Source organism: Asticcacaulis currens (assembly GCF_028550395.1).
Classification (GTDB): Bacteria; Pseudomonadota; Alphaproteobacteria; order Caulobacterales; family Caulobacteraceae; genus Asticcacaulis; species Asticcacaulis currens.
The window spans coordinates 185,998-209,737 of record NZ_JAQQKW010000006.1 but is presented as its reverse complement, the minus strand read 5'-3'; the positions used below and the strand labels follow the sequence as shown (position 1 = coordinate 209,737).

The 23,740-nt window shown below is 61.8% G+C and carries 15 protein-coding genes and 3 tRNA genes; 9 read left to right on the top strand and 9 right to left on the bottom strand.

What is annotated here, in order from left to right; genetic code table 11:
- Positions 1-195: 195 nt before the first annotated feature.
- A complete protein-coding gene (locus tag PQU94_RS12005; protein WP_272741702.1) occupies positions 196-612 on the top strand; it encodes a DUF805 domain-containing protein in 417 nt (138 codons plus the stop codon).
- 7 nt (positions 613-619) lie between these two features.
- Here PQU94_RS12005 and PQU94_RS12000 read toward each other — a convergent pair whose 3' ends face one another.
- Entirely contained in the window at positions 620-1,390 is a 771-nt protein-coding gene (locus PQU94_RS12000; protein WP_272741701.1) for a YjbE family putative metal transport protein, read from the bottom strand.
- Between the two features lie 227 nt (positions 1,391-1,617).
- Between PQU94_RS12000 and PQU94_RS11995 the strand changes: the two genes are divergently transcribed.
- The gene (locus tag PQU94_RS11995) at positions 1,618-2,238 is read left to right on the top strand and encodes a class I SAM-dependent methyltransferase (RefSeq protein ID WP_272741700.1); all 621 of its coding nucleotides are present in this window, start codon (positions 1,618-1,620) and stop codon (positions 2,236-2,238) included.
- Here the strand turns inward: PQU94_RS11995 and rlmB are convergent.
- Positions 2,186-3,154: a 23S rRNA (guanosine(2251)-2'-O)-methyltransferase RlmB gene (gene rlmB, locus PQU94_RS11990; protein WP_272741699.1), complete on the bottom strand. Its 969-nt coding sequence runs from the start codon at positions 3,152-3,154 to the stop codon at positions 2,186-2,188. The genes PQU94_RS11995 and rlmB overlap by 53 nt on opposite strands.
- Before the next feature lie 162 nt (positions 3,155-3,316).
- Between rlmB and PQU94_RS11985 the strand changes: the two genes are divergently transcribed.
- Both PQU94_RS11985 and PQU94_RS11980 read left to right on the top strand, forming a co-directional pair.
- Positions 3,317-3,400: transfer RNA gene (locus tag PQU94_RS11985), tRNA-Tyr, on the top strand.
- A 50-nt stretch (positions 3,401-3,450) separates the two neighbouring features.
- Positions 3,451-3,524 (top strand) — tRNA-Gly (locus PQU94_RS11980).
- Between the two features lie 17 nt (positions 3,525-3,541).
- On the opposite strand, the gene PQU94_RS11975 is transcribed toward PQU94_RS11980, so the two are convergent.
- Both PQU94_RS11975 and metG read right to left on the bottom strand, forming a co-directional pair.
- The gene (locus tag PQU94_RS11975; RefSeq protein WP_272741698.1) at positions 3,542-3,913 is read right to left on the bottom strand and encodes a DUF805 domain-containing protein; all 372 of its coding nucleotides are present in this window, start codon (positions 3,911-3,913) and stop codon (positions 3,542-3,544) included.
- A gap of 63 nt (positions 3,914-3,976) precedes the next feature.
- The gene (metG, locus tag PQU94_RS11970; RefSeq protein WP_272741697.1) at positions 3,977-5,695 is read right to left on the bottom strand and encodes a methionine--tRNA ligase; all 1,719 of its coding nucleotides are present in this window, start codon (positions 5,693-5,695) and stop codon (positions 3,977-3,979) included.
- A 182-nt stretch (positions 5,696-5,877) separates the two neighbouring features.
- Here metG and PQU94_RS11965 point away from each other — a divergent pair.
- A tRNA-Thr gene (locus tag PQU94_RS11965) sits at positions 5,878-5,953 on the top strand.
- A 34-nt stretch (positions 5,954-5,987) separates the two neighbouring features.
- Here the strand turns inward: PQU94_RS11965 and PQU94_RS11960 are convergent.
- From PQU94_RS11960 to PQU94_RS11950, 3 genes are all read right to left on the bottom strand, one after another.
- A complete protein-coding gene (locus PQU94_RS11960) occupies positions 5,988-7,589 on the bottom strand; it encodes a tetratricopeptide repeat-containing sulfotransferase family protein (protein WP_272741696.1) in 1,602 nt (533 codons plus the stop codon).
- The gene (locus tag PQU94_RS11955; protein WP_272741695.1) at positions 7,590-9,941 is read right to left on the bottom strand and encodes a TonB-dependent receptor; all 2,352 of its coding nucleotides are present in this window, start codon (positions 9,939-9,941) and stop codon (positions 7,590-7,592) included.
- Positions 9,942-10,204: 263 nt separating this feature from the next.
- On the bottom strand, positions 10,205-12,151 hold the full coding sequence (locus PQU94_RS11950) for a winged helix-turn-helix domain-containing protein (RefSeq protein WP_272741694.1): 1,947 nt from the start codon (positions 12,149-12,151) through the stop codon (positions 10,205-10,207).
- A 161-nt stretch (positions 12,152-12,312) separates the two neighbouring features.
- Here PQU94_RS11950 and PQU94_RS11945 point away from each other — a divergent pair, with 161 nt between their 5' ends.
- Positions 12,313-13,038: a hypothetical protein gene (locus PQU94_RS11945; RefSeq protein ID WP_272741693.1), complete on the top strand. Its 726-nt coding sequence runs from the start codon at positions 12,313-12,315 to the stop codon at positions 13,036-13,038.
- A gap of 27 nt (positions 13,039-13,065) precedes the next feature.
- Here the strand turns inward: PQU94_RS11945 and galA (PQU94_RS11940) are convergent, their stop codons facing one another.
- The gene (gene galA, locus PQU94_RS11940) at positions 13,066-15,903 is read right to left on the bottom strand and encodes a beta-galactosidase GalA (protein WP_272741692.1); all 2,838 of its coding nucleotides are present in this window, start codon (positions 15,901-15,903) and stop codon (positions 13,066-13,068) included.
- 241 nt (positions 15,904-16,144) lie between these two features.
- Between galA (PQU94_RS11940) and galA (PQU94_RS11935) the strand changes: the two genes are divergently transcribed.
- The 3 genes from galA (PQU94_RS11935) to PQU94_RS11925 are packed head-to-tail and all read left to right on the top strand — an operon-like array spanning position 16,145 to position 22,009.
- Positions 16,145-19,012 (top strand): beta-galactosidase GalA, encoded by a 2,868-nt coding sequence (gene galA / locus PQU94_RS11935; RefSeq protein ID WP_272741691.1) that lies wholly within the window; start codon positions 16,145-16,147, stop codon positions 19,010-19,012.
- A gap of 46 nt (positions 19,013-19,058) precedes the next feature.
- Positions 19,059-20,663 (top strand): family 43 glycosylhydrolase, encoded by a 1,605-nt coding sequence (locus tag PQU94_RS11930; RefSeq protein WP_272741690.1) that lies wholly within the window; start codon positions 19,059-19,061, stop codon positions 20,661-20,663.
- Between the two features lie 20 nt (positions 20,664-20,683).
- The gene (locus PQU94_RS11925; RefSeq protein ID WP_272741689.1) at positions 20,684-22,009 is read left to right on the top strand and encodes an alpha-L-fucosidase; all 1,326 of its coding nucleotides are present in this window, start codon (positions 20,684-20,686) and stop codon (positions 22,007-22,009) included.
- 122 nt (positions 22,010-22,131) lie between these two features.
- On the opposite strand, the gene PQU94_RS11920 is transcribed toward PQU94_RS11925, so the two are convergent.
- Entirely contained in the window at positions 22,132-23,721 is a 1,590-nt protein-coding gene (locus PQU94_RS11920) for an alpha-L-fucosidase (protein WP_272741688.1), read from the bottom strand.
- Positions 23,722-23,740 lie beyond the last annotated feature (19 nt).

The following is a 23,740-nucleotide window of genomic DNA, read 5'->3' as shown; positions in this document are numbered from 1 at the left end:
TTGAGGCGGCGGCCTAGGTGGCGCAGCCACCGCCCGGCGAGAGGCAAAACAAAAGCGGGATCATTTTGTTTCTTCCAGAAACCATAATGATCCCGCCGCTCCCGATAAGTTTACTGCCGCCCCTCTGCGGTCAGGAACCGCGTTATGGTAAATTCAGGCAAACAGAGTCGCTGGTGACGCGGCCGGGAGGAAACCATGAATATCATCAATACCCTGCTCAGCCCGAATGGGCGGCTGTCGCGCATCGGCTTCTGGGGCTGGAGCCTCGGCATCGCCGTCGTTTGCGTAACCCTGTGGTGGCTCAGGGCCAATTACGGCGAGCGCATAGGCCTCAGCCCGGCTGAAGGGCTGGACCCGATGTGGCTGGTTCTGGGGTTGCCGCTCCTGTGGATGGGTTTCTGCCTGAGCGTCAAGCGCTGGCACGATCGCGGCAAGTCCGGCTGGTGGCTGATGGTCGGCCTGGTGCCGGTGCTGGGGCAGCTCTGGGCGCTGATCGAATGTGGGTTTCTGGCCGGGCAAAGGGGCGGCAACCGCTTTGGCCCCTCGCCCGAAGGCCACCGCCCCATGCTCAACGCCTATCGCCTTGAGGACATGCCCGAAGACATGCCCTGAGCCCGGCTCAATGCGCCGGTTTCGGGCCGAAGTGTTTGATGTCTTTTTCGGTGATGTCCATAAAGTCCGGCACAATCTGGTTATATTCCGCGACCTTACCCGTATCGACCACGATGTCGCGGTGGCCTACCCAAATCATGTTCAGCGCCACGTATAGCACGACGGCGAGACCGAAGAAGCCGATCCAGCGGTACTTGTGCAGGACCTTGGCGATAAAGTGCGAGGCGACGCCCATCAGGGCAATGGCCAGAATAAGGCCGAAGACCATGATTTCCGGGTGGGCGTGCGACGCCCCGGCCACGGCCAGCACATTGTCGAGCGACATGGAGAGGTCGGCCAGCAGGATTTGCAGCACAGCGGCCTTGAAGCTCTTGGTTCTGGGTTTGCGCGCCGTAGCGCCGCCGGTGGTGGTATTGCCGTTGATATCGGCCCCGGTGGCGTCTTCCAACACGGCTTCGGCGTGCTCCTGCGCGTGGGTATCCGGTTCACGCAGTTCCCGCCACATCTTCCACGCCACCCACAAAAGCAGCAACCCGCCCGCCAGAAGCAGGCCCACAATGGTCAGAAGCTGGGCCGTCAGCAGCACGAATCCGATACGCATGATGACCGCTGCGATCAGGCCATAGAGGATGGCTTTCTTGCGATCATTGGGCGCCAGACCGGCCGCCGCCAGACCGACCGCCACGGCATTGTCCCCGGCCATGACGATGTCGATGAACACGACCTGAAAAAAGGCCGAGACCTGAGACGCAAATTCAGGATGACTGAAAAAGTCCATAATAGGCCCTTAAAACAGGATCGGGTGAAAAGGTTTGCCTCTCTCCTAGTTTTCGCATCCCGCCTTGTCCAGAGGCAGAACGCATGTCAGGCTGGACAATCCTCAGAGTGCATTTCGTTCATTCTGAGTCGAAATGTTGCTCTAAATTTCTGTTTTGTCGCGTTTTTTCACGCTCAACCGGTATCCACTTGAGCGAAAAACGCTCTAAATCGCACCGGAGCCTGACCATGCCTGATGATCCCTCCGAAGGCTGGGACGCTCTTGCCCAGCGCTTTATGGAAATGCGCTCCGTCGTCGGGGCCGGTCTTGTACGCGACTGGGCCATTGCCCAATTGCCCGCCGGCAGCGCCATAGTCGATGTGGGTTGCGGATCGGGCGTGCCGATTGCCGAAGCCCTGATGGAAACGGGATTTGCCGTGTCGGGCATAGACGCTTCGCCCCGTCTGGTCGCTGCCTTTCACGCCCGCTTTCCCGACGCGCCGGTCGCCTGCGAAGCGGCGCAGGTCAGCGCCTTCTTTGACCGAACTTTCGATGCGGCGGTCTGCGTGGGTCTGATCTTTCTGCTGTCGGAGGCGGATCAGGCGGACTTGATCGGCAGGGTGGCCCAGGCGCTGAAACCCGGCGGGCGCTTTCTGTTTACCGCCACGCTTCAGGTCTGCGAATGGCCGGACAACCTGACCGGGCGTCTCTCACGCGCCTTGGGTCAGGCTACCTATACGGCGCTTCTGGACGCCCACGGCCTGTCCCTCGTCGGCAGTCACCACGATGAAGGCGGCAACCACTATTACGAGGCGATCAAACCGTGCGACCCAGAGCCTCATAAAGCGCTATCGACGTCGCATGACTGACGTTCAGGCTCTCAAAGCCGCCCGGCATGGGGATTTTGACCAGATGGTCGCAGTGTTCGGCCACCAGACGCCGCAGCCCCTCGCCTTCTGAGCCCATGACGATGACCAGCGCCCGCGGGCTGCCCGTCTGACGCCAGCCCTGCTGCTCCAACACGACCTGAAGGCTGTGCTCGGCCTCCCCCGCCATGCCCAGACTGACAAAGCCATTTTCCGTCAGGGACTCCAGCGCCCGCGACAGATTGGTCACCCGCGCGAATGGAACTATATCCATCGCCCCCGCCGCCGTCTTGGCCAGCACGCCCTGCATGACCGGCGAATGGCGATCCTGCATAATCAGCCCGGCCGCGCCAAAGGCGGCGCAGGTGCGCAGAATGGCCCCGATATTTTGCGGATCGGTCACCTGATCCAGCATGACCAGCACCGGGTGCGCCTGCCTCAGCGCCCCTTCCATCAGGCCGTTCAGGTCGTCGCCTTCCAGCGGTGGGCCGTTCAGCGCCACGCCCTGATGCACCGCCCCCTGCGGCAGGAAGCCGGAAAATTCCGCCATCTCGGTCAGGCGCACGTGCAGGTCGCCGCGCTTGGGGGCCACCTGCTCCAGCGCCTTTTGACGCTCCGGCGTCACATAAAGACGAATCGGTCCGTGGCGGGACGGATTTTTCAGCGCCGCTTCCACCGCGTGCAGGCCCCAGATCCAGCCGTCTTCGGACACCCGCACCGACGGCTTGGCCCGTGTCTGAGAGTGGGTCTGAGTCTGAACGCGCGCCGTCTGAGCCGGGGCGTTGCCGCCCTTGTCGCGCGGCTTATCCTTGGTAAAAGGCTTGGATTGTCCCGAAAAAGCGGCCTTCGCCCCGGATTTTTTAGAGCTATTGGGCCCTTTCCGCGATTTAGGGTCGTTGCGTTCGCGTTGGCTTGACACTATAAGACGCGCTCCGATGAGAGGCCGATAAGGCTTTTTGGCTGGATTGGCGGTCTGTTTAATGCGGGCATCCACAGAAACCAAAAAGTTTTTTTGTTTTTGGACTTGTTCTTTGTTCAAAGATTGAGTTTAAGGACCACCTCGTTTCAACGGGCGTGCTTTGGGGGAATGTCCCGAGCGGCAAAGGGGGCGGACTGTAAATCCGCTGCGTAAGCTTCGCAGGTTCGAGTCCTGCTTCCCCCACCACCGCACGTCCTTGAAACGGCTTTCGGCAACGGATCGAAGCCTGACCACAGGCGGGTATAGCACAATGGTAGTGCAGCAGCCTTCCAAGCTGAGGATGTCGGTTCGATCCCGTCTACCCGCTCCAATATCTTCCCTGAAACCTCAGAGCTTCATTGCTGGCCCATAGCGGTTGTCGCCGGTTGTGCCTTCCAGAAAGCCACATTCGATCAGAACCCATAGCCAGCCGATCAGTGGCACCAGCGTGATCAGCGCCCACCAGCCCGACTTGTTGCGATCGTGCCAGCGTTTGACCTGCACGGCAAAGGTGGCATAGAGCACGCCCAGCCAGGCCACGAAGCCGACCAGCCCCACGCCATCAAAGCGATAGGGCCTGAACAGGCTCATGCCGTGGTCATCGCCGCCGAACAGGGCCAGAAAGGCCGAACTGATCAACCATAGGAACAGGCTGTAGAGCCAGAAATCGCGCCGGCGAAACCGCCCCCGATAGCTGAAAAAAGCGTTCGATATATCCATAACGGCAATCCTCCGTTATCCATGGATACGCCCGAACGCCTTTGATCCCTAATGAATTTTTCTTCAGCCCGTTTCGCTGCCGCCAAAGCGGGCGGCCCACTCGGCGACCCTATCGTCGTCGATCTTTTTGAACAGGACCTCGCCGGATCGGACCGTCGCACCGGCCGGCAGTTTGGACAGTTCGGCCTGAGCGTCCGTCGTCGGCCAGTCGAGCGGCAGGTCAACGCCCACGCAGTCGGCAATGGACTGTGCCGCAAACGGCATCAGGGGCTGGGCCAGCACGGCATAGAGGCGCACCAGATTGAGGCCGTGACGCACAATGACCCCCGCGCGCTCCACATCGGTCTTGAAGGCCGTCCACGGGGCGGCTTCCTGAAGATACTCGTTCCCCAGCACCCAGATGCGCCGCACCGCCTGCGCGGCCTTGCGCATTTCCATGGCCTCAAAGGCTTCGGTCGCCTCAGCCAGCAAGGCCGACAGATCGGCGTAGAGCTTCTGTTCTAGCGGGCCCGCCTCGCCGCCTTCCGGCACGACGCCGCCGAACTTCGACTCGGTAAATTTCAGGATGCGGTTGGCGAAATTGCCCAGCACGTCGGCCAAATCCTTGTTCACCGCGCCCTGAAACTGCTCCCAGGTAAACGACGAATCCGAGCCTTCCGGCGACTGCGAAATCAGATACCAGCGCCAGTAATCGGCGGGCAGCAGCTCCAGCGCCTGATCCATGAACACGCCGCGATTCATCGAAGTCGAAAACTTGCCGCCGTACCAGTTCAGCCAGTTGAACGCCTTCAGCGTATCGACCATCTTCCAGGGCTCATTGGACCCGATAATAGTCGCCGGGAAGCTCACCGTGTGGAAGGCGACATTGTCCTTACCCATGAACTGAACGTAGGTTACGTCCTCCGCCCCCTGATCGAGACGCCACCAGCTTTGCCAGCCGTCGGCGTTTCCTTTCGCATTGAAATATTCCTGCGTGGCGCCGATATACTCCACCGGCGCATCAAACCACACGTAGAAGACCTTGTTTTCAAAGCCTTCTCTGGGCTTTCCGTCCTTGGTTACCGGCACGCCCCATTTCAGGTCACGCGTGATGCCACGGTCGATCAGACCTTCTTCGAGGTGCTTCATCGCGATGGACTTGGCCAGTTGCGGCCACTGCGTCTTCGACTCGATCCACGCCCGCAACTGCGGTTCGACCTTCGTTTGCAGCAGATAGAGGTGCTTGGTATCGCGTACCTCAAGGTTCCGCGACCCCGACACCGCCGAATAGGGATTGATCAGGTCCGTCGGATCGAGCAACCGCCCGCAATTGTCGCATTGGTCCCCGCGCGCCTTTTCGAACTTACAATGCGGACAGGTGCCTTCGACGTAGCGGTCGGGCAGGAAGCGGCCATCGTCGATGGAATAGACCATCTTGTCCGTGCGTTCCTCGATCAGGCCGTTACGGTCCAGCGCCTCGCAAAAGGCCTGAGTCAGGTGGCGGTTTTCGGCCGAACTTGACCGGCCGAACCAGTCATAGCTGAGCCCGAAGGCCTCACCGGCGGCCTTCTGGATCAGGTGCTGCTCGTCGCAATAGGTCTTCACGTCCTGCCCGGCCTTGGCAGCGGCCAGCTCAGCCGGCGTACCGTGTTCGTCGGTCGCGCAGATATACAGCACCTCGTGCCCGCGCGCCCGCATGAACCGGGCATAGACATCGGCCGGCAGCATGGACCCGGCCAGATTGCCGAGGTGCTTGATGCCGTTGATATAGGGCAGCGCGGAAGTGATCAGAATGCGGGACATGCTCAGACCGTCTAAAACTCAGGAAATCGGCTTGTCCTTTAGACCATTTTGCCGCCCTGCACACAGGTTTGATAGCCAAAGTACGAAAAAATCTGTGGCGAAGGCGGCAAATCCGTTGCGTTCCGTAATGGCTCCCGGCATAAGGACGGCCCTGCGGGCGATACCCTTTTGACTCGCGGCGTGCCGGTTTAGCTCAGTTGGTAGAGCAGTTGTTTTGTAAACATCAGGTCGCGGGTTCGAATCCTGCAACCGGCACCATCACCTCGTCCCACAACGAATGCCTTAAAGTCAGCTATAATGCTGAGGCCCGTGGAATATAACCGAGGGCATTCAACCGTTCGGACAGCGGTCTGAGACCCTTTTCGTAGCGCCGCCAAACGTCTACGCCATCGGCATTTATCGGCCGGCGGACCTGCGTCGAAGAAGCGGTCGCCACGGCACCATTCGCTTCATGAGGTGAAAGACACGCGGGCTCAAACGTCAGCCCGCACGCGCTCAGCAGCCGGCGAATTTCGCTCTCCGGATTGGCAATAAGGCTTTCAAGGGACACGTCGATAATGTCCGTGTCCATCGCGCGCCAGTGCGTCATAAGGCGGTGGTAATGGTCATAATGTACCGCAAGGTCCGTGAGGTCGTAGGACCATTTGTGAGCGTGCGCGAACAGCAAGCGGAAGGCGCCAAACAGCGCGTCCATCGGGTTTCGACGGACGTGGAGCAGGATGGCGTCGGGAAAGGCGCGACGGATCAGAGCGCAGTAGTCGTGATTGTGCGGCAGCTTGTCGATGGTGACGGCGCTTTTCCCATCCCAAAGATAGGCGGTTTCGGCGGCATAGAGCGCGGCGATTTCCACAGGATCGACCTTGGCCGCGCGCATCACCGTATCGGCATCCAGCAGATAAGGCGTGCGGCTCTGCGACACCCGCTTGACCGCCAGACCGAAGGTCTGGAGTTCACCCAGCGCCTGTACCTGAGAATGGGCGGTCAGTATGCGCTCAACGAGCGTCGTGCCTGAGCGCGGCAAACCCACAATAAACAGGCGACGAGGTCGCCGTTCCGCCCCTCCATCATCCCCCGGTCGCGCCGTGGTAACGGGTGATGGTGCCTGAAACGCACTTTGCCACGCCGCAAGGGTCTCTGCCGCCTGCGCAGCGTCCCAGCCGCCAAGCGCCGCTTTTGCCGCGCCCGCGCCCTTCAGCAGATGGCTCCACGCCGCTTCGTATTGCCCCAAATCGTCCAGTTCCTTGAACAGGGCGTAGTTTATCCTCGCCTCATCGAGCGGCGAGGCGGTGGGCACCGCTTTCAGGCGCAGGACGTGATTGTCTTCGGCGGACCACTTGCGCGCTCTGGCGAGGGCCAGATGGGCGGCGGGGTTGGGTCCGGTCGCCACGGCGCGCTCAAAGGCCGCCGCCGCGTCCTCCATGCGCCCTAAAAACTGATAGAGGCTGCCGAGATTATTCCAGGCTTCCGATGCAGACGGGTCGAGCGCCACCGCTTTTTCCGACAGAGGTACGGCTTCGTCCGGCAGATTGGCCTGCGACAGCACGGCACTCAGGGTATTGAAGTCAGCCGCCTGTGTGATTTGCGAAACGGCTTCACGCGCCAGGGCAACCGCCTCAGATGATCGCCCCAGAGCCGTCAATGTCCGGGCGCGCGGCACGAGAAAACGTGCGCGGGCACTGGCCGGCGCGCGACGAGCGCCCTCCCCCAGCACCTGCTCAGCCTCGGACAGTTTGCCCGCCGTCAGCGCGGTCGTCCCCCAAACGAACCAGCCGTCAAGTCGTCCGGGATCGGCCTCGGTCAGCCGTCGCGCCAAGGCCATGGCCTCGGTCAGCCGTCCTGCGCGCCGAAGCCCCACAGCTTCGGCCATCAGCCGATCCGGGTCTTGTGGCGACACTCAGAAATTCTTGGAAATGGACAAACCGACCGTGCGCGGGCGGATGGGGATAAGGAACTGCCCCTGCAGGCCGTAGGTTGAGGGGCCCTGCGACGCGACGAAGGCGTATTCATTGGTCAGATTGGTGACATAGAACCGGACCTTCACGCCATCCGAGGGGATCAGCATGGCCGAGGCATTCACCTCTGAGAAGCCCTCCAGCGTGCGGTAGTCGAGGCTGTCCTTTTCCGCTGATGTGGTCACCTTCGATGAATGGCTGACATCGGCGTGCAGGCTCAACTCACCGACCGACAGGGTGGGTAAGTTGTAATCGACCGCCAGACTGACCTGATGTTCCGGCGTCCCCGGCAGGGCCGTGCCTTTGAGGAAGGTGTTGAGGATATCGCCATCCTCATTGCGGCTGTAATAGGTCTCCGCGATCTCGGCCTTGGTATAGGCATAGCCGAAACTAAACGCCAACGCGTCTGTGGCCTTCCATTCGGACTCCAGTTCGACGCCGTCAGAGGTCGCCTTCCCCGCATTGGCAATAATGGGAAGATTTCCGGGCGCCAGCGAAGCCAGTTGCACATCCTGCCAGTCGATATGGAACAGGGCAGCATTGAGCGTCAACGCCCGGTCGAACCATTGGGAGCGGACACCCAGCTCGAAATTATCGACGGTATCCGGAATATATTTGCGCTGGGCCTCGGTGATGCCGGCAAACTGCGCCCCGTCCGGCAGGGTATTGACGCCGCCGCGGCGGAAACCCTGTGAAAAGGTGCCATAGAGCAACAGGTCCGGCGTCAACTGATAGGAGGTATTGGCCTTATAGATGGTCTTGCGCACCTTGGACGACCCGTCGGCGCAGGAGAAGGTGATGGCATCCGAGAAGGGATCGTCGTAAAGCGGCAAAGCGGTGCAAGACACGGCGTCGTCCTTAAGCTCGAACGTTCGCAGCCCCCCCGTGAGCTGCCAGCGATCCGTGACGTGCCAGGTCAGTTCACCGAAGGCCGCGATCTCAGTGTATTCTGTGTGCTCATCCGAAAAATACTCCAGATCATCGGTTCGCCCCAGCCCGGCGAACTGCACCATGCCCGGTGTGAATTCCTTGGAGGTGCTGTGGGCCTTCTCGCGGGTGTAGTAGAGCCCTGCGACGTAATCGAACGCGCCCCCTGACTTCGAAACCAGACGCAATTCCTGCACCGCGGCGTCAAAATCCGACTCTTCCGTAGTGAAGGCCCGGAAGTCGGGGTAGTTTTCATAGCCAAACCCCAGGCCCAGCAGAAGGTCGGTCTGGTCGCGGTGCCCCAGCACGTTTTCTTTGGTGTAAGAGGTCGAAGAGGTCAGGTCGGCAAAGCCAAGATCGTACTTCAGTTCAAGCGCCGACAGAAGGTAGTGGTTCGATTCCGGCTCCTCGAAACGCTGACCGATTTCGTACTTGCCGAGCGTATAAGGGCGGTAATTGAAGGCCGGGTAGGACCACTGGGTCGGGTCGGAATTATCCGAAACGCCATCATAGGGCGGCTTGATGGTCAGGCCCGCATTGGAACCGGTGCGTCCCCCCGCCTTGGCATTGTCGTAGTAAACACTGGCGGTGGCTGAAAACGCCTCTGTGGGTTTCCAAAGGAGCGAGGCGCGCGCCGTCGTGCGCTTTTCAAAATCCAGATCGGTCTTCGGCCCGCTGAGGACCATGGGGTAGTCGGTAAAACCCGAGTCGTCGAGGTGCTGCAGGGCGACGCGCAGGGCAAGCTTGTCTTCGACCAGCGGCAGGTTGATCATACCCGTAAGTTTGTGTGAGCCCTTTTCGGCCTCCGATATCTTGTAGAAGTCTGTGCCGGCCGAGGCGTCGAAATACATCTTCGGATCGTTGACGATATAGCGGATGGCACCGCCAAGCGAGCCCGAGCCGTAGAGCGTGCCCTGCGGTCCGCGGAGCACTTCGATATGGTCGATATCGAACACCCGCGGCTGATTGGTGACCGGCGTTTCATTGATATACTGGGCCACCGAGCCGTTATCGCCGCCGGTGGAAACGCGAAGCGGAGAGACCGACAGCCCCCGCAGGATGACGGAGCCGTTGTCGCGGGCCCCTACGTCGCGAAAGCTCAGACCCGGTGTGACACGCGCCAGATCGGCGATTTCAACAATGCCGTTGCGTTCCGCTTCGGCCGCCCCGACAGCGGAAATATTGTAGGGGATTTTCTGCACATTAGTGGCGCGCCGCGTCGCGGTCACCACCACGTCCGTCACGTCCGGTTCTGCAGCGGGCCCTTCGTCCGCCAAGGCCGCCCCCGCGCTCAGAAGCGCAATAGCGGAGACACTGACCAGCCGGTAAACGGCTTTCCCTGTGGATCGACGCGATGTATGCGACATGTATGCCCCCTTTGCAGAGCGCCGGAGGTGCGGGAGACCGGTCGCTCGGTGTGTATGGATCACAAAAGCGTCACACAGTTTTTTGTGCTTCGCAACAAAGATGTGACGCCTAGGCACCTGTCCGGAAACCCTTTACAAATAAACAAATACAAGGCTTATCAAGAGCTTGGCTGCAAATGAAACTGTGGCGATTTTGCTGCACTGCAAATTTTGCGCTTATGGGTCCCTACGGAAACCTGAGCCGGCAAGCATAGGGTCAGACGTCAGAACGCCATCGGACCCTTCCGCCGTTTGATCAGTTCCGACAGTTGGGGCGTTCGCCGCCAGATGGCCTGAAACGCCGGGCGCCGCGTCACAGTCTGCGGCAAAGGGGACGCTCCATAGGGCAAGGCCCAGGGGAGATAGAGCGACGACTGTTCCACCGCGCGCTCAAGGCAGGTGAGCGACGCATCGGCCTGCCCCGTATGGCCGTATTCGACCGCCAGCACAAAAAGACGGTCGCCAATGCTTTTGCCAAACCCGTCCGACGCCAGTTGCGGATTGTCAAGAAAGGCGCGCTCGGCATTCAGCAGGCGGTGAAAGGCCTGAGACTTGCCGTCTAGGGCGTCGGCGGCGACATCCATGCGCTGCAAAAAGTCGCTGACGGGCGCAGGCGGGCCATCCCGCCACAGATCGTGCCGGACGTGGCGCGTGAGATCGCGCAGGGGCCCCGCCTTTTCCTGCGCCAGCAGCATCAGATAGTATTCGCGCAGAACGAACACATTGGACGGGTCGCGCCCGAGGATGCGGCCATAGAGCGCCGCCGCCTCGGCCTTACGCCCGGCGCAATGCAGCAGACGCGGCACAGCCAGTTGCCGCCAGATATCGTCCGGGGCCAAAGCGGCGGCCAGACGAGCCGTTTTCAGCCCCTCTCCGCACCGGTTCATCAGACCGAGATAGTAGGTGTACCACAGGTTCCCGTCGCGCGAATTGGGGTCGATAGCCACGGCGCGCAGAAGCAGCCGCTCGCTGTCCTCCCATCTCTGGCGATCCATCATATCGCGGCCGGCCGCGGCCAGAACCTCGGGATTGTCCGGGTCGGCGGTGACGGCCTGTGTGAGCGAACTGAGCGCCCGCTGCTGGCGTTCGACGAACTGCACCCGCGTTTCGTCGAGGCGCGGATACAGGGGCAGGGCATCGACCTCGTATTTGAGCATCAGCGCACCGGCGGCGTGCGGGTCGATGGCAAGCGCCCGCGTGGCGCTGGTGTCCACCTCGGTCATCAGGCGATTGAAGCGCGGCCAGTCGCGATTGTGCCGGGCCTCATGCGCCTGTGACAGGGCGCGCTGCCCCTCACTGATGTGCGTTGCCACCTCCGCCGGGGGTGGCTCGCTGGCGGCCTGGCGACCGGCGACGCGATCGCCCAGCACCACCGCCAGATAGCGGGCGGTGGCGGCTACGGCACGCTCAGTGGCATCGGGATCGGCCATCAGGGCCTGATCAAAGCGCGCGCTCCATACCTGCGTCCGGGATCGCGTCTCCCGCAGGGTCAGTTCGATGGTCGGCGCGGCCGGCGGACCGCTGATGGAGCCCGACAGGCTGTAGTCGCTCGGTACGTCCTTATCGGCGGTGGCGACCAGTCTGAGGCCACGCATTTGCGACAGGGTATGCGCCAGCTCGGCGCGAAGCCGCTCAGGGGACACCGTCGTCGGAGCATCCGCCCGAATATCGGTCAGCGCCAGCGTAAAGCTCTTTGGAGCAAACGGGTTGTGCAGCGCCATCCACCAGACCAGCCCGACCAGCAGACAGGCGACAAGCCCCCCTGCCCCGTAAAGCCACGCCCGGTGTCCCGCGCTCCTCGACGCTTCCCGTGGCACGGTTGGTGCCGCTTGCGGCTCCGGCGGCGGTGCCTCCGCCCGTATTTCCAGCCGGTATCCGACCTTGCGCACCGTGCGGATATGGAAGTCACCCGTCTCACGGCCCAGTTGCCTGAGACGCGACAGGACGCGGTTGATGGCGTCTTCGCTGATGGCGCGGCCGTCCCAGCACACCTCGACCAGATCGCCGCGCGAGACGACCTGCCCGGCCCGCTCTGCCAGCAGAATGAGAACGCGCATGAGCTGCGGTTCGACGACCCAGACCTCGCCGCCGCGGATCACTTCGCAGGCCGATGGCTTGAGATGCAATCGGCCAAGGGACCGATCGGTCAGGTGGGCAAGCGGTCTGGACATGGGGGCGACAGGCATCCTTTGCAGCGCAACTTAGCCTAACAGGGTTTTGTGAACTATAAAAATCAGGTTTCGGTCAGGTTCAGGTCCTGTCTTCGCCGCGTCTGCCGGCCGCATAGTGCGGGCGAACGCAACGGGGCGAACACCACAGGAGGGCTTTTTTCATGACATCATCCGGCATCACCCGGTCCGACACTTCGGCAGCTCAGGAACGTCGCTTTTTTCTCGGCATGGCCATTCTTCTGGCGGTTACCGTCGTTATCGGGTTTGGCCTGAATGCGGCGCGCTACCATTTCGACACCTCGATTTTTCCACCCCATGTACATGTGCACGCGGCTATCTTCATGAGCTGGATCGGCCTCTATCTCGTGCAGAATTTCCTGGTGGTGGCGCAGAAGGTGAGCCTGCATCGTAAGCTCGGCATCTTCGGTGGCGCACTGGCCATGCTGATGACCGGCTATGGTCTCTTCACCACCCTTGTCTGCCTTCAGCGCGGCGCGGTGCCGCCCTTTTTCCCGCCCAGTGTTTTTCTGCTTATCGACGGGCTGGGCGTAATGGTCTTTTTCGGCCTCGTCTGCGCCGCCATTGCGCTGCGCCAATCCCCTGCCTGGCATAAGCGCCTGATGCTGGGGGCGACGATACTGGTGATTTCGCCCGCCTTCGGGCGTGCCCTGCCCATGCCCCTTCTGGGGGCGCTGGCACCGTGGGCGGTGTTTGCCTGTATGATCCTCTATGTCGCCATCGGCATGGCCTATGACCTGATAAAGGACAGGCGGGTACATCCGGCCTATCTGGTCGTGGTATGCGTTCTGACGGCCCTGCAACTTGCGATCGGGGCGCTGGCCTTCACGCCGCCCGTTCTGCAATTCACCCAAAGCCTGATGGGGTGAGTCTTTCCCACGCCGCCTGATCCGTCTCTACTCGACCTTGAAATCGACCATGGCGGACGTCAGGCCGGCGGACCGGGCCACCAGTCGGGCCATCCCCGGCTCACCAGTGGACTGCACAATGATCTGCGCCCAGCCGTTGAACAGGTGGCGCTGCCACGGGGCTGCCGGGGTCGTCACCCGCAGGCTGCCCCATCGGGAGGCGCTCACCGACTGATCATACAGGGCCTGAACACCACCGGCGGGCGTGGTGAAGACATAGGCGAGGCTGTTCTTTTCACGAAGCTGAGCGGGGTTCAGCCTGACGATCAGGGCGCCGTCCAGAGTTTCGGCCTGCACCGGCTGCCCGTTGACATAGAGGGCCTGATCCGCCGCCAGCGCACCGACAAACAGCACCACCTCCTCATCCGGACGCGCGTCAGGACGGGCAAACTCACCGCGCAGCACCAAGCTTTTGGTCAGCGGCGGCTGGGCTTCGGGCGGCAGCCACTGCGACGGATCGCGCCACGACGAGGTGTCGGCGTCTTGGGCCACGGCGGCCGCTGTCGCCGTCAGATCGTCTATGGCCAGACTGCGCCAGTTGGACAGGCGGGCATAGCGATGGCGTTCCGCCGGTCTGTCGGCTTCATGCGAGCCCGGATCGCCGTTACCCACGCCGATCAGGCGGATGGGTCCGGACACCTTGAGGTCGATCAGATTATCCGCCGTGGGCACAGGACGCCCCTTCTTGTCGCTCACCTGAACCCATACCACTGAAATATCGCTGCCATCGGCTTTCAGCGCCGTCTTGTCGGGCCGGGCCACCACCTTGGTGGGCGCCGCTGTGGTGGTAACGCTTTGTACGGCGACCTGCCGCCCCTTCTGATAGGCCCTGGCCGTCAGGGTGCCGGGCGCATAGGGCACGCGCCATCTCAGGTGCGAATAGCGCGGCATCGCCTGACGCCCCAGCGACTTGCCATTGAGGAACAGCTCGACCGCATCGCCATTGCTGTAAACGCGGACATCTATCGGCTGACCTTCGCGCCCGGCCCAGTTCCAGTGCGGCAGGATGTGCACCATCGGCTGATCGGTCCACACCGATTTCAGATAATAGGCCGTGTCCTTAAGCACGCCCGTCGTATCCACCATGCCGAATTGCGACGATATGGCCGGCCAGCCGAAGGGCGTGGTTTCCCCGCGATAATCGAACCCCGTCCAAACAAACATGCCCGACATCCACGGACGCGCCATGACGCGGGTCCAGCCTTCTTCGATGCTGAGGCTGCTGCCCGGCCGGCCCTGACGGTCATAGGCATTGAGGTGCACCCTTGCCGGGTCGTCGAAATAGATGCCGCGCGTGGTCAGGGTAGAGCCTTCTTCGGTCATGAGGGCCGGCTTTTCCGGGTGTTGCGCGTGAAAGCCATCGACATCGTGCTGAGCGCCATAGTTGAAACCGATGACATCCGCGCCAATCGAGGTGCCCTTGCCCGAACCGCTGGTGGCGACCGTGGTCCGCCGCGTCGGATCGAGCCGCCTGACGAAATCCTGCATTTCAAGCGCCAGATGCGTGCCAATGTCCTTCCATTCCAGCGCCCACTCCTCATTGCCCACCGACCACAGGATGATGCTGGGGTGGTTGCGGTCGCGACGGATCAGACGCTCAAGCTGATGCGTGATTTCCGGGCTGGTCCCCATCATGCGGTGTTCGTCGATGACCAGCATCCCCAGACGGTCAGCTTCATCGAGAAGCTCTGGCGTCGGCGGATGATGCGAGGCGCGGTAGGCATTGACGCCAAAGGATTTGAGCTGCTTCAGCCGCCAGGTTTGCAATCCGTCGGGTAAGGCAACGCCGACACCGGCATGGTCCTGATGGTTATTGGTGCCCTGAAGTTTGACGGCCTTGCCATTGAGGAAAAAGCCCTTGTCCGGATCGAAGGTGACGGTGCGCACACCAAATCGGGTGTCGTAGCGGTCCACGACCTGCCCGTCGCGCAACAGGCTTGTGCGCAGGGTATAGAGATACGGGTCTTCCAGAGACCACAGATGCGCCTCGGACAGCGTCAGGGTGGCGGCAAACACCCCGTCCGATACGGCGTTCACCGACCGGTCGGCCTGCGTCGTTTCGGCCACGACCTGCCCGCGGGCGTCCACCACCTCATGACGGATGGCAAAGCCCTGCTCGCTTTTGAAGACATTCTGCACCGTCAGGTCGATGTCGAGCCGGGCATTCGCTCCCTCGACGGTCGATCGGACGAAGGTCCCCCACTGCGCCACATGCAGCGGATCGGTCTTGGTCAGCCAGACGTGACGGTAAATGCCCGCCCCTTCGTAATACCAGCCCTCTTCGACCGTCGCGTCGGCGCGCACCGCGATCAGGTTCTCGCCGCCGAAATTGACGTAGTCGGTAATGTCATAACGAAACCCCGAATAGCCGCTGGGTTCCGTCCCCAGATAATGCCCGTTGATCCACACCACGCTGTTGCGATAGACGCCATCGAGTTCCAGCGAAATCCGACGTCCCTTGTCCGAGGCCGGAATCGTCAGGGTTTTGCGATACCAGCCGACGCTGTTTTCCGGGAACGGGTGTCCGATGGCCTTGGAGCCATGGTTGGTATTGCCGCGTTGATCAAACGGCAGCTCTACCGCCCAGTCGTGCGGCAGATCGACCTTGCGCCAGCCCGCATCACTGAACTCCGGATTGGCAGGGCCATCACCATAACCCGCCTTGGCGAAGAAAAACGGCCGCAGACCATAGCCGAAATCGGCCGCTTCGTCGTCGGCATGGCCATAGGCGAAGCGCCAGCCCTTGTCGATATTGAGACGCTCACGCGGAGCCTGAGCCGTGGCGGACGCGTTCAGACCGCACATCAGAAAAAGCGCTGCGATCATCGCCCTGAGAAGGGGGCCTCCGTTTGACTGACTGCGCATATCGTCCCCGTGCCTGTGTTGTGTAGATCCGGCGCTATTATATTATAATAACCCCCGCTTCAATACGCCCGCGCGCATCCCGCTTAGATACGGACAATCGGGTCCAAGCCTTCATTGCCAATTTCTGGTAAAATCTTCTCATCATGTCTGGACAAGCTGGGCGAAAATAATATTATTGTCCGACAATAAAAGGGAGAAGATCGTGCTGGACAGACGCGACCTGTTGAAATCCGTGAGCCTTCTGGGGGCTGTGTCCTATGGGCTTCCGGCGGGGGCGAGTGCCGCCGGGCGCGATACCCCTGTTCCATCGCTAAGGGTCGCCAGTGGAGCGTCTCCGCGCGAAGTGCTCTCGCTGAACAAGGGCTGGCGCTTTTTCGAAGGCGACATTCCCTTCCCCAAAATACTGGGGCACGGCTGGTCCTACGCCAATGCCAAGGCCGGATCGGCCTGGGGCGCGGCGGCGGCCTCCTATGACGATACGGAGTGGACGCATGTCACTCTGCCGCACGACTTTGCCAGTTTTCAGGTACCGGATGAGCGCGAAAATCTGGCGCAGGGGTATCGCAAGCGCGGCATCGCCTGGTATCGCAACCTGCTGAGGTTCGACGAAAGTGACCGCGGCAAGCATATCGAGCTGCAACTGGACGGCATCTCGACCCACGCCACGATCTGGCTCAATGGCACGCTGATCAATCGCAACTGGTCGGGTTATAATGCCATCTATGTCGATATTACGCCCTATCTGTCCTACGGCGCGGCGCTCAATTCACTGGTGGTGCGCGTCGATGCCGACGCCATGCAGGGCTGGTGGTACGAAGGGGCGGGCATCTATCGCAATACGTGGATCGTCAAGCGTCATCCGCTGCATATTGAGACCGACGGCGTCTTTGCCCACCCCGTCAAAACCGGCGATCAGTGGCAGATTCCGGTCGAAGTGACGCTGAATAACACCACCGACCGACCGCAATCGGCGGAGATCGTCTCGTCGCTGGTCGATGCGGCGGGCCGTGTCGTCAGCGAATGTCGCCTGACCGCCCAAATCCCGCCGATGCAGCCCGGTGTCGCGACCGGTCGCATGAGCGTCCGGAACCCGACGCTGTGGGACATCGACTCTCCTTACCTGTATCAGGTGCGCACGCAGCTCATCCAGCAGGGGCGTATCCTCGACGAGGTGCTGACCCCCGCCGGGTTCCGCACCCAGAGCTTTGATCCGGACAAGGGCTTCTTCCTCAACGGTCGCCCGCTCAAGCTGAAGGGCGTGTGCATCCATCAGGACCATGCCGGGGTGGGGGTCGCCGTGCCGCCGGGGCTTCTGGAATACCGCCTGCACCGCCTCAAGGAACTGGGCTGCAACGCCATTCGCTGTTCGCACAATGCGCAGGACAAGGCGTTTTATGCCCTGTGCGATCGGATGGGCTTTCTGGTGATGGACGAAAACCGCGTCTTCAACCCCTCGCCCATCCATATGGCCGAGCTGGAGTGGCTGGTGCGCCGCGATCGCAACCACCCCTCGATCATCCTGTGGTCCGTCTTCAACGAAGAACCGATGCAGGGGACGGAACAGGGCTATCAGATGGTCCGGCGCATGGTGGCGAAGGTCAAGTCGCTCGACACCACCCGTCCGGTGACGGCAGCCATGAATGACGGCCTGTTTACGCCCGTCAATGTGTCTCAGGCCGTGGATGTGGTCGGTTTCAACTACCAGTACCAGAATTACGACGCCTTCCATAAGGCGCACCCGACCCTGCCCATAACCTCGTCCGAAGACTGCTCCGCCTTCATGACGCGCGGGGAATACAAGACGATAAAAGACAAGCACATCATCGCCTCCTATGACGATGACGCCGCCGACTGGGGCACCACGCAGCGCGTCGGCTGGAAAGCGATAGCCGAGCGGCCTTTTGTGGCGGGCACCTTCGTGTGGACAGGCTTCGACTATCACGGCGAGCCGACGCCGCATCAGTGGCCGTCCAACTCGTCCTTCTTCGGCATTATGGACCTGTGCGGCTTCGCCAAGACCGCCTTCTGGATGCGGCAGGCCATGTGGCGCAGCGAGCCGGTGCTGCATCTGGCCCCGCACTGGAACTGGGCCGGACAGGAGGGGCAGGACATTCTCGTCATGGCCCTGCACAATATGGACGCGGTGGAACTGTTCCTGAATGGCCGCTCGCTGGGGCGTCAGGCGGGGGACCGTTACGAGATGAACCGCTGGACCGTCGCCTACGCGCCGGGAAAGCTGAGCGCCGTCGGCTATCGTTACGGCAAGGCGGTCAAGCGCTTTGAGGTCGAAACGACGGGCGCACCGGTACAACTGAAACTGACCCCCTTCCGCCCGGTGATGCAGGGGGATGGCATAGATGCCCAGCCCTTTACGGTCGAAGCGCTGGATGCGAAAGGTCGGCACGTGCCGACCGCGCAGCACAGCGTGCGCTTTACGGTCGAAGGCGGCGACATTATCGGGCTCGGCAACGGCAATCCCAATGATATCAGCCCGGAAAAAGGCGACACGCGCGCCCTGTTCAACGGGCTGGCGCAGGTGATCGTCCAGACGCGCGAAGGCCAGTCCGGCCCGCTCGTCCTGAAGGCCATGGCGGAGGGTCTGAAGCCCGCAACGCTCAGGATCGACGTGCAGGCAGCAAAGCCCTGGCCCTATCAGGCCGTCTCCGAAAGCGTACAGATTACCGAAAACTGGCGGCGCGCCCCCGAACAGGCGGGGCCGCTCGATCCCGATCTGCGCCCAAAGGATAATGACATGAATTCGTGGGGCTGGTTCCGCGCCGGCGTGCCCTTCCCTGCGCCTGACCGCGACACGGAGGTCCTGTGCGCCGTCGAGGTCGAAGCCTATGCCCGTGTGCGCAAAAGCGGCGGTGTCATCGAATGTCTGGGCCTGCTGGGCCCGGCCACCCTCTATATCGACGGTCAGAAGGTGGCTGAAAAAACCAGCGACGGCAGCGCGTCTCTGAGCGCCCCCTTCCCCAAGGGTGCCGGTAAACACTGGGTCAGCCTGATTTTCCGGGCCCGTCGCCGACAGCCCTTCGGCTTTACCGATGTGGTGCGTATCCGCACCTGATGCCCGCCGACCTCCCCCTTTGCCCCCGACACACAGAGATTCCCTGATGGAAACGTCCCGCAGACACCTGTTTGCCACCGGTCTGGCCACAGCGGCCGCACTCCCCGCCAGCGTCGCCCTGCCCGCCACAGCGGCGTCAACTCCCAAACCGCGCTGGGGCAAAGGCATCGAAGGTCAGCGCAAGGCCGATCTGGGCAATGGCACCTATCTCAATCCGATCATTGCCGGAGACCACCCGGACCCGACCCTGCTGAAGGACGGCGAAAACTACTACATGACGTTTTCGTCCTTCTATTCCTATCCCGGCCTGATTCTGTGGCATTCGACCGATCTGGTGAACTGGACGCCCGTAAGCCCGGCCCTGTCGAAGCCGCTGGGCACCATCTGGGCCGTGGACCTGTGCAAGCACGGCGACCGCTATTTCATCTACATCCCCGCCGCGCCGGATGGGGGTGAATGGTCGATCTTTGCCATCTGGGCCGACCGCATCGAAGGCCCGTGGAGCGATCCGGTCGATCTCAAGATAAAGGGCTGCATCGACCCCGGCCACATGGTCGGTGAAGACGGCAAGCGCTATCTGTTCGTCAACGGTATCCGCAAAATCCGCCTGACCGACGACGGTCTGGCCACCGACGGTGATCTGGAAGCTGCCTATCAGCCGTGGACCTACCCCGACGACTGGGTGACGGAAAACTTTGCCCCCGAAGGCCCAAAGCTTCTGCGGCACGGGGACTATTTTTATCTGATCACAGCCGTGGGCGGTACAGCCGGCCCGGTGACCGGGCATATGGTCATTGCCGCCCGCTCGAAATCCATTCACGGCCCCTGGACCCATTGCCCGCACAATCCGCTGGTCCGCACGCAAAGCGACGCCGAACAGTGGTGGTCGCGCGGCCATGCCACACTGGTCGAAGGACCTGCCGGCGACTGGTGGATGGTCTATCACGCCTATGAAAACGGCTATCGCACGCTGGGCCGTCAGACCCTGCTGGAGCCGATAGAATGGACGAAAGACGGCTGGTTCCGCGCCAGGGGCGGTGATCTGTCGAAACCCCTGCCCAAGCCCAAAGGCGGCAAAACGGGAACGGCGGGCTTTGCCCTCTCCGACGACTTCAGTCAAGATCGTTTCGGCGTGCAGTGGGCCTTTCACGACCCCAAGCCGGACGAGATGACGCGGGTCCGGCGGCAAAGCCGTACCGTGCGCATCGCCGGGCGTGGCACCTCACCGGCCGACAGCGCGCCCCTGACCTGCGGCGTCGGGGACCGGTCCTACCGCATCGAGGTGACCCTGGAACTGGAGGGTATGGCCGAAGCGGGGCTCCTGCTGTTCTATAATCACAAGGCCTTTGTCGGTATCGGCTTTGACGGCGAACGCACCCGCACCTGGCAATATGCCGAGGATCAGGCGTGGAACCGTCAGACTCTGAAAAGCCGCAAGGTGCGCCTGCGCCTGACCAATGAGGCTAACGTCGTGACCTGGCATTATTCGGGCGATGACGGTCGAAGCTGGACGCGCCATCCGACGCGCATGGAGGTTTCCGGGATGCACCACAATGTGTTCGGTGGCTTTCTCAGTCTGAAGCCGGGGATTTACTGCACCGGTGACGGCGCTGTGCGCGTGACAGACTTCACCTATCAGGCGCTGGCCTAATAAAACAAAAGGAGACGACCATGAGGATCGGCAGACGACATTTTCTGATGGCGGGCGCCTGCGCGCTGGCGGCTCCGGCAGCGGCTTTTCCCGCCCCCCAGACAGACGAGCAGAAATCAGCCGCCAAGCTGTCCAATGCCGATCCGGCGCTGGCCCCTGAGCTTTTGTTACCCGAAAAGGACCTTGCGTGGTGGCGTGACGCCAAGTTCGGCATCTTTGTGCACTGGGGGCTTTACGCCATTCCCGGCCGCGGCGAATGGCACATGTTCAGCGACAAGGTGTCACCCGGCGAATACCGCAAGTTGGCCGATCAGTTCGATCCGCAGGCCTATGATCCGGACCAGTGGGCCGCCTTGGCCAAACAGGCCGGGGCCCGCTACATGGTGATGACGGCCCGCCACCATGACGGCTTCGCCCTGTGGGACAGCCGGTCCAGCTTCCAGCAGTTCGACGCTATGCACGCCAGGGCGCACCGCGACCTGATCCGGCCCTATGTGAACGCCGTGAGGCGCGCCGGGCTGAAGGTCGGGCTCTATTATTCGCCGCTCGACTGGCGCTTCCCCGCCTATTTCCACCCGCGCGAACTGCCGGAAAACGCCCGGCTACTGAAAATGCAGACCTATGATCAGGTCGGCGAACTGATGAAAAACTACGGCAAGATCGACGTCCTGTGGTGGGACGGCGGCTGGCTGGCGCACACGGGGACGGATGCCGACGCGGCGTGGTTCTGGGAGCCGGCCAAACTCAATGGCATGGTGCGCAAATACCAGCCCAAGATCCTGATCAATCCGCGTTCGGGATGGATTGGCGATTTCGACACCGAAGAAGGCCACGGCACCATCTCAGGGCCGATCCGGGCGCGTCCGTGGGAAAAGACGTTTGCCCTCGGCTCGGCCTGGGGCTACACGCCGGATAATTACGCCATGTCGTGGCAAAAGGTGGTCCCCTTCATCGTCAACGCCGCCGTGCGCAATGGCAATGCCCTGATCAATGTCGGACCCGACCCGCAAGGGCGTATCCCGCCCGCTCAGGCCGAAACCCTCAAAGGTATCGGGCAATGGATGGGCAAATACGGCTATACGATCCAGAACACCCGCCCCGGACCGCTTCAGCCACGCGACGGCGTTTTCGGAACAACCTTCCGTAAAAACAAGGTGTTTGTGCATATCTTCTCATGGCCCGAAGACAGCCTGACTCTGAGCGGTTTCCCCAAAACCGTGCAAACGGCGGTCAGTGTGACGGGCGGCAAGGTCGTCTGGTCGCAGCAGGACGGCAAGCTGACGCTTCGGGTCGATGCGGGATCGCGCGGTGACCCGCTCACCGTTATCGAACTGACCTGTGCTTAGAGCGATGTGCGGGAAAGTGTGAGCGGTTTTCGACAAAAATATCGCGACAAAACAAAAATTTAGCAAATAAAGCGGCGTCCGGATGGTCGGATGCCGCTTTTTCTGGCTATCGGCTTGGGGCCTTAACCGCGGAAGGTGATTTCAAACGCGCTGGCCGTGGACGAGGCCCCCTGAGGCACCTCAATCACCAGTGCCCCCGCCTCCTGCTGGAACCGGCAGGGTTTGGACGTACCCAGCAAGCGCACCTGCCTCACCGCCCGCGCCTGTTTGCCATTTTTCCCGAGGGCCTGAATGGCCAGACGACCTTCGGGTTTGCCCAGCGAAATCGCATACAGGGTCATGCCGCGCGTTGTGAAGCGAATGTCCTGCGCCGTATAGGCGGTGCCCTCCTGAAACGCCCCTTCGGCAGCCTCGGTCGGGCCTTCTCCGAACTGCGTCCACGGGCGGGTGCCGTGAATGGCCTCACCATTGACCTTCATCCATGCGCTCAGGTCGGCCAGCAGGGTTTGCGATTCCGGCGGCAGGCTGCCGTCGGGATACTGCACCACATTCATCAGCAGATTGCCGTTCTTGCTGACGATGTCGCACAGCATATGGATCACTTCGGTGCTGGTCTTGTACCTGAACCCGTCAGAATAGAACCAGTCGCCGTTGGACGTACAGGTTTGCCACGGATAGGGATTGATACCTTTCAGCACGCCGCGTTCGACGTCCTGCACAAAGGCCTCGCGGTAGAACTCACCGGAGCCGAAATCCTTGCCATTATAGACGGCTTCGTTGCGCCCGGCGCGCGCCACGCTCTTGTTGTACATGTGCGCGACCAGACTGCGGCCCACCACACCGAAGGGCAGACCGCCATCGGAATAGAGCAGGTCCGGTTCATAGCTGTCGATCAGGTCCTGAATACGGTTGTACCAGATCTGATGGAAGGCCGGGTCCTTGGTGTACCAGGTGTCCGCCGTACCGCGATAGGGCTCGTTATGGGCCGGATGATAGAGGTCGGCGTATTGCGGGTCGGCCCCGTCATAGGCGACGCCGTTTTCCGGCCAGGTCTGATTATACAGATGGCTGGGGTGGAACCAGTTGTGGCTGGCCCCCAGATGCTCGGAGACGCCGAACCGCAGGCCACGCTTGCGCGCCGCCGCCGCCCATTCGCCGACAATATCGCGTTTGGGGCCCATCGCGACCGCGTTCCATTTATGGTGCTTCGACTTCCACAGGTCGAAATTGTCGTGGTGGACGCCCATGCTGACGAAGTATCTGGCGCCGGCGGCCGCATAAAGGTCCATCAAGCCTTCGGGGTCGAACTTTTCGGCCTTCCACAGGGGGATGATGTCCTTATAGCCGAATTTGGACGGCTGACCGTAGGTCTTGACGTGGTGGTTATAGTGGTAGTGGCCAGGAATATAGAGGTTACGCGCGTACCAGTCCCCGACGCGCGGCACGGCCTGCGGGCCCCAGTGCGACCAGATACCGAACTTGGCATCGCGGAACCAGTCGGGCGCCTGATAGGTCTTGAGCGACTCCGGCGTCGGCTGAAACGGCCCCTTGGCGACCGGCAGATCGTAGCGGACCGGCGGTTTGGGCTGACAGGCATCGCCATCAGAAGCCGCCGTGGCCTTGGGGGCCGCAAAACCGGCCCCGGCAACCGCACCCCACGCCCCCATCAACGGCACACCGCCCAGCAGGCTGCGCTTGGTTAATTTCACCATGATCTTTTCCTTTGTGCCT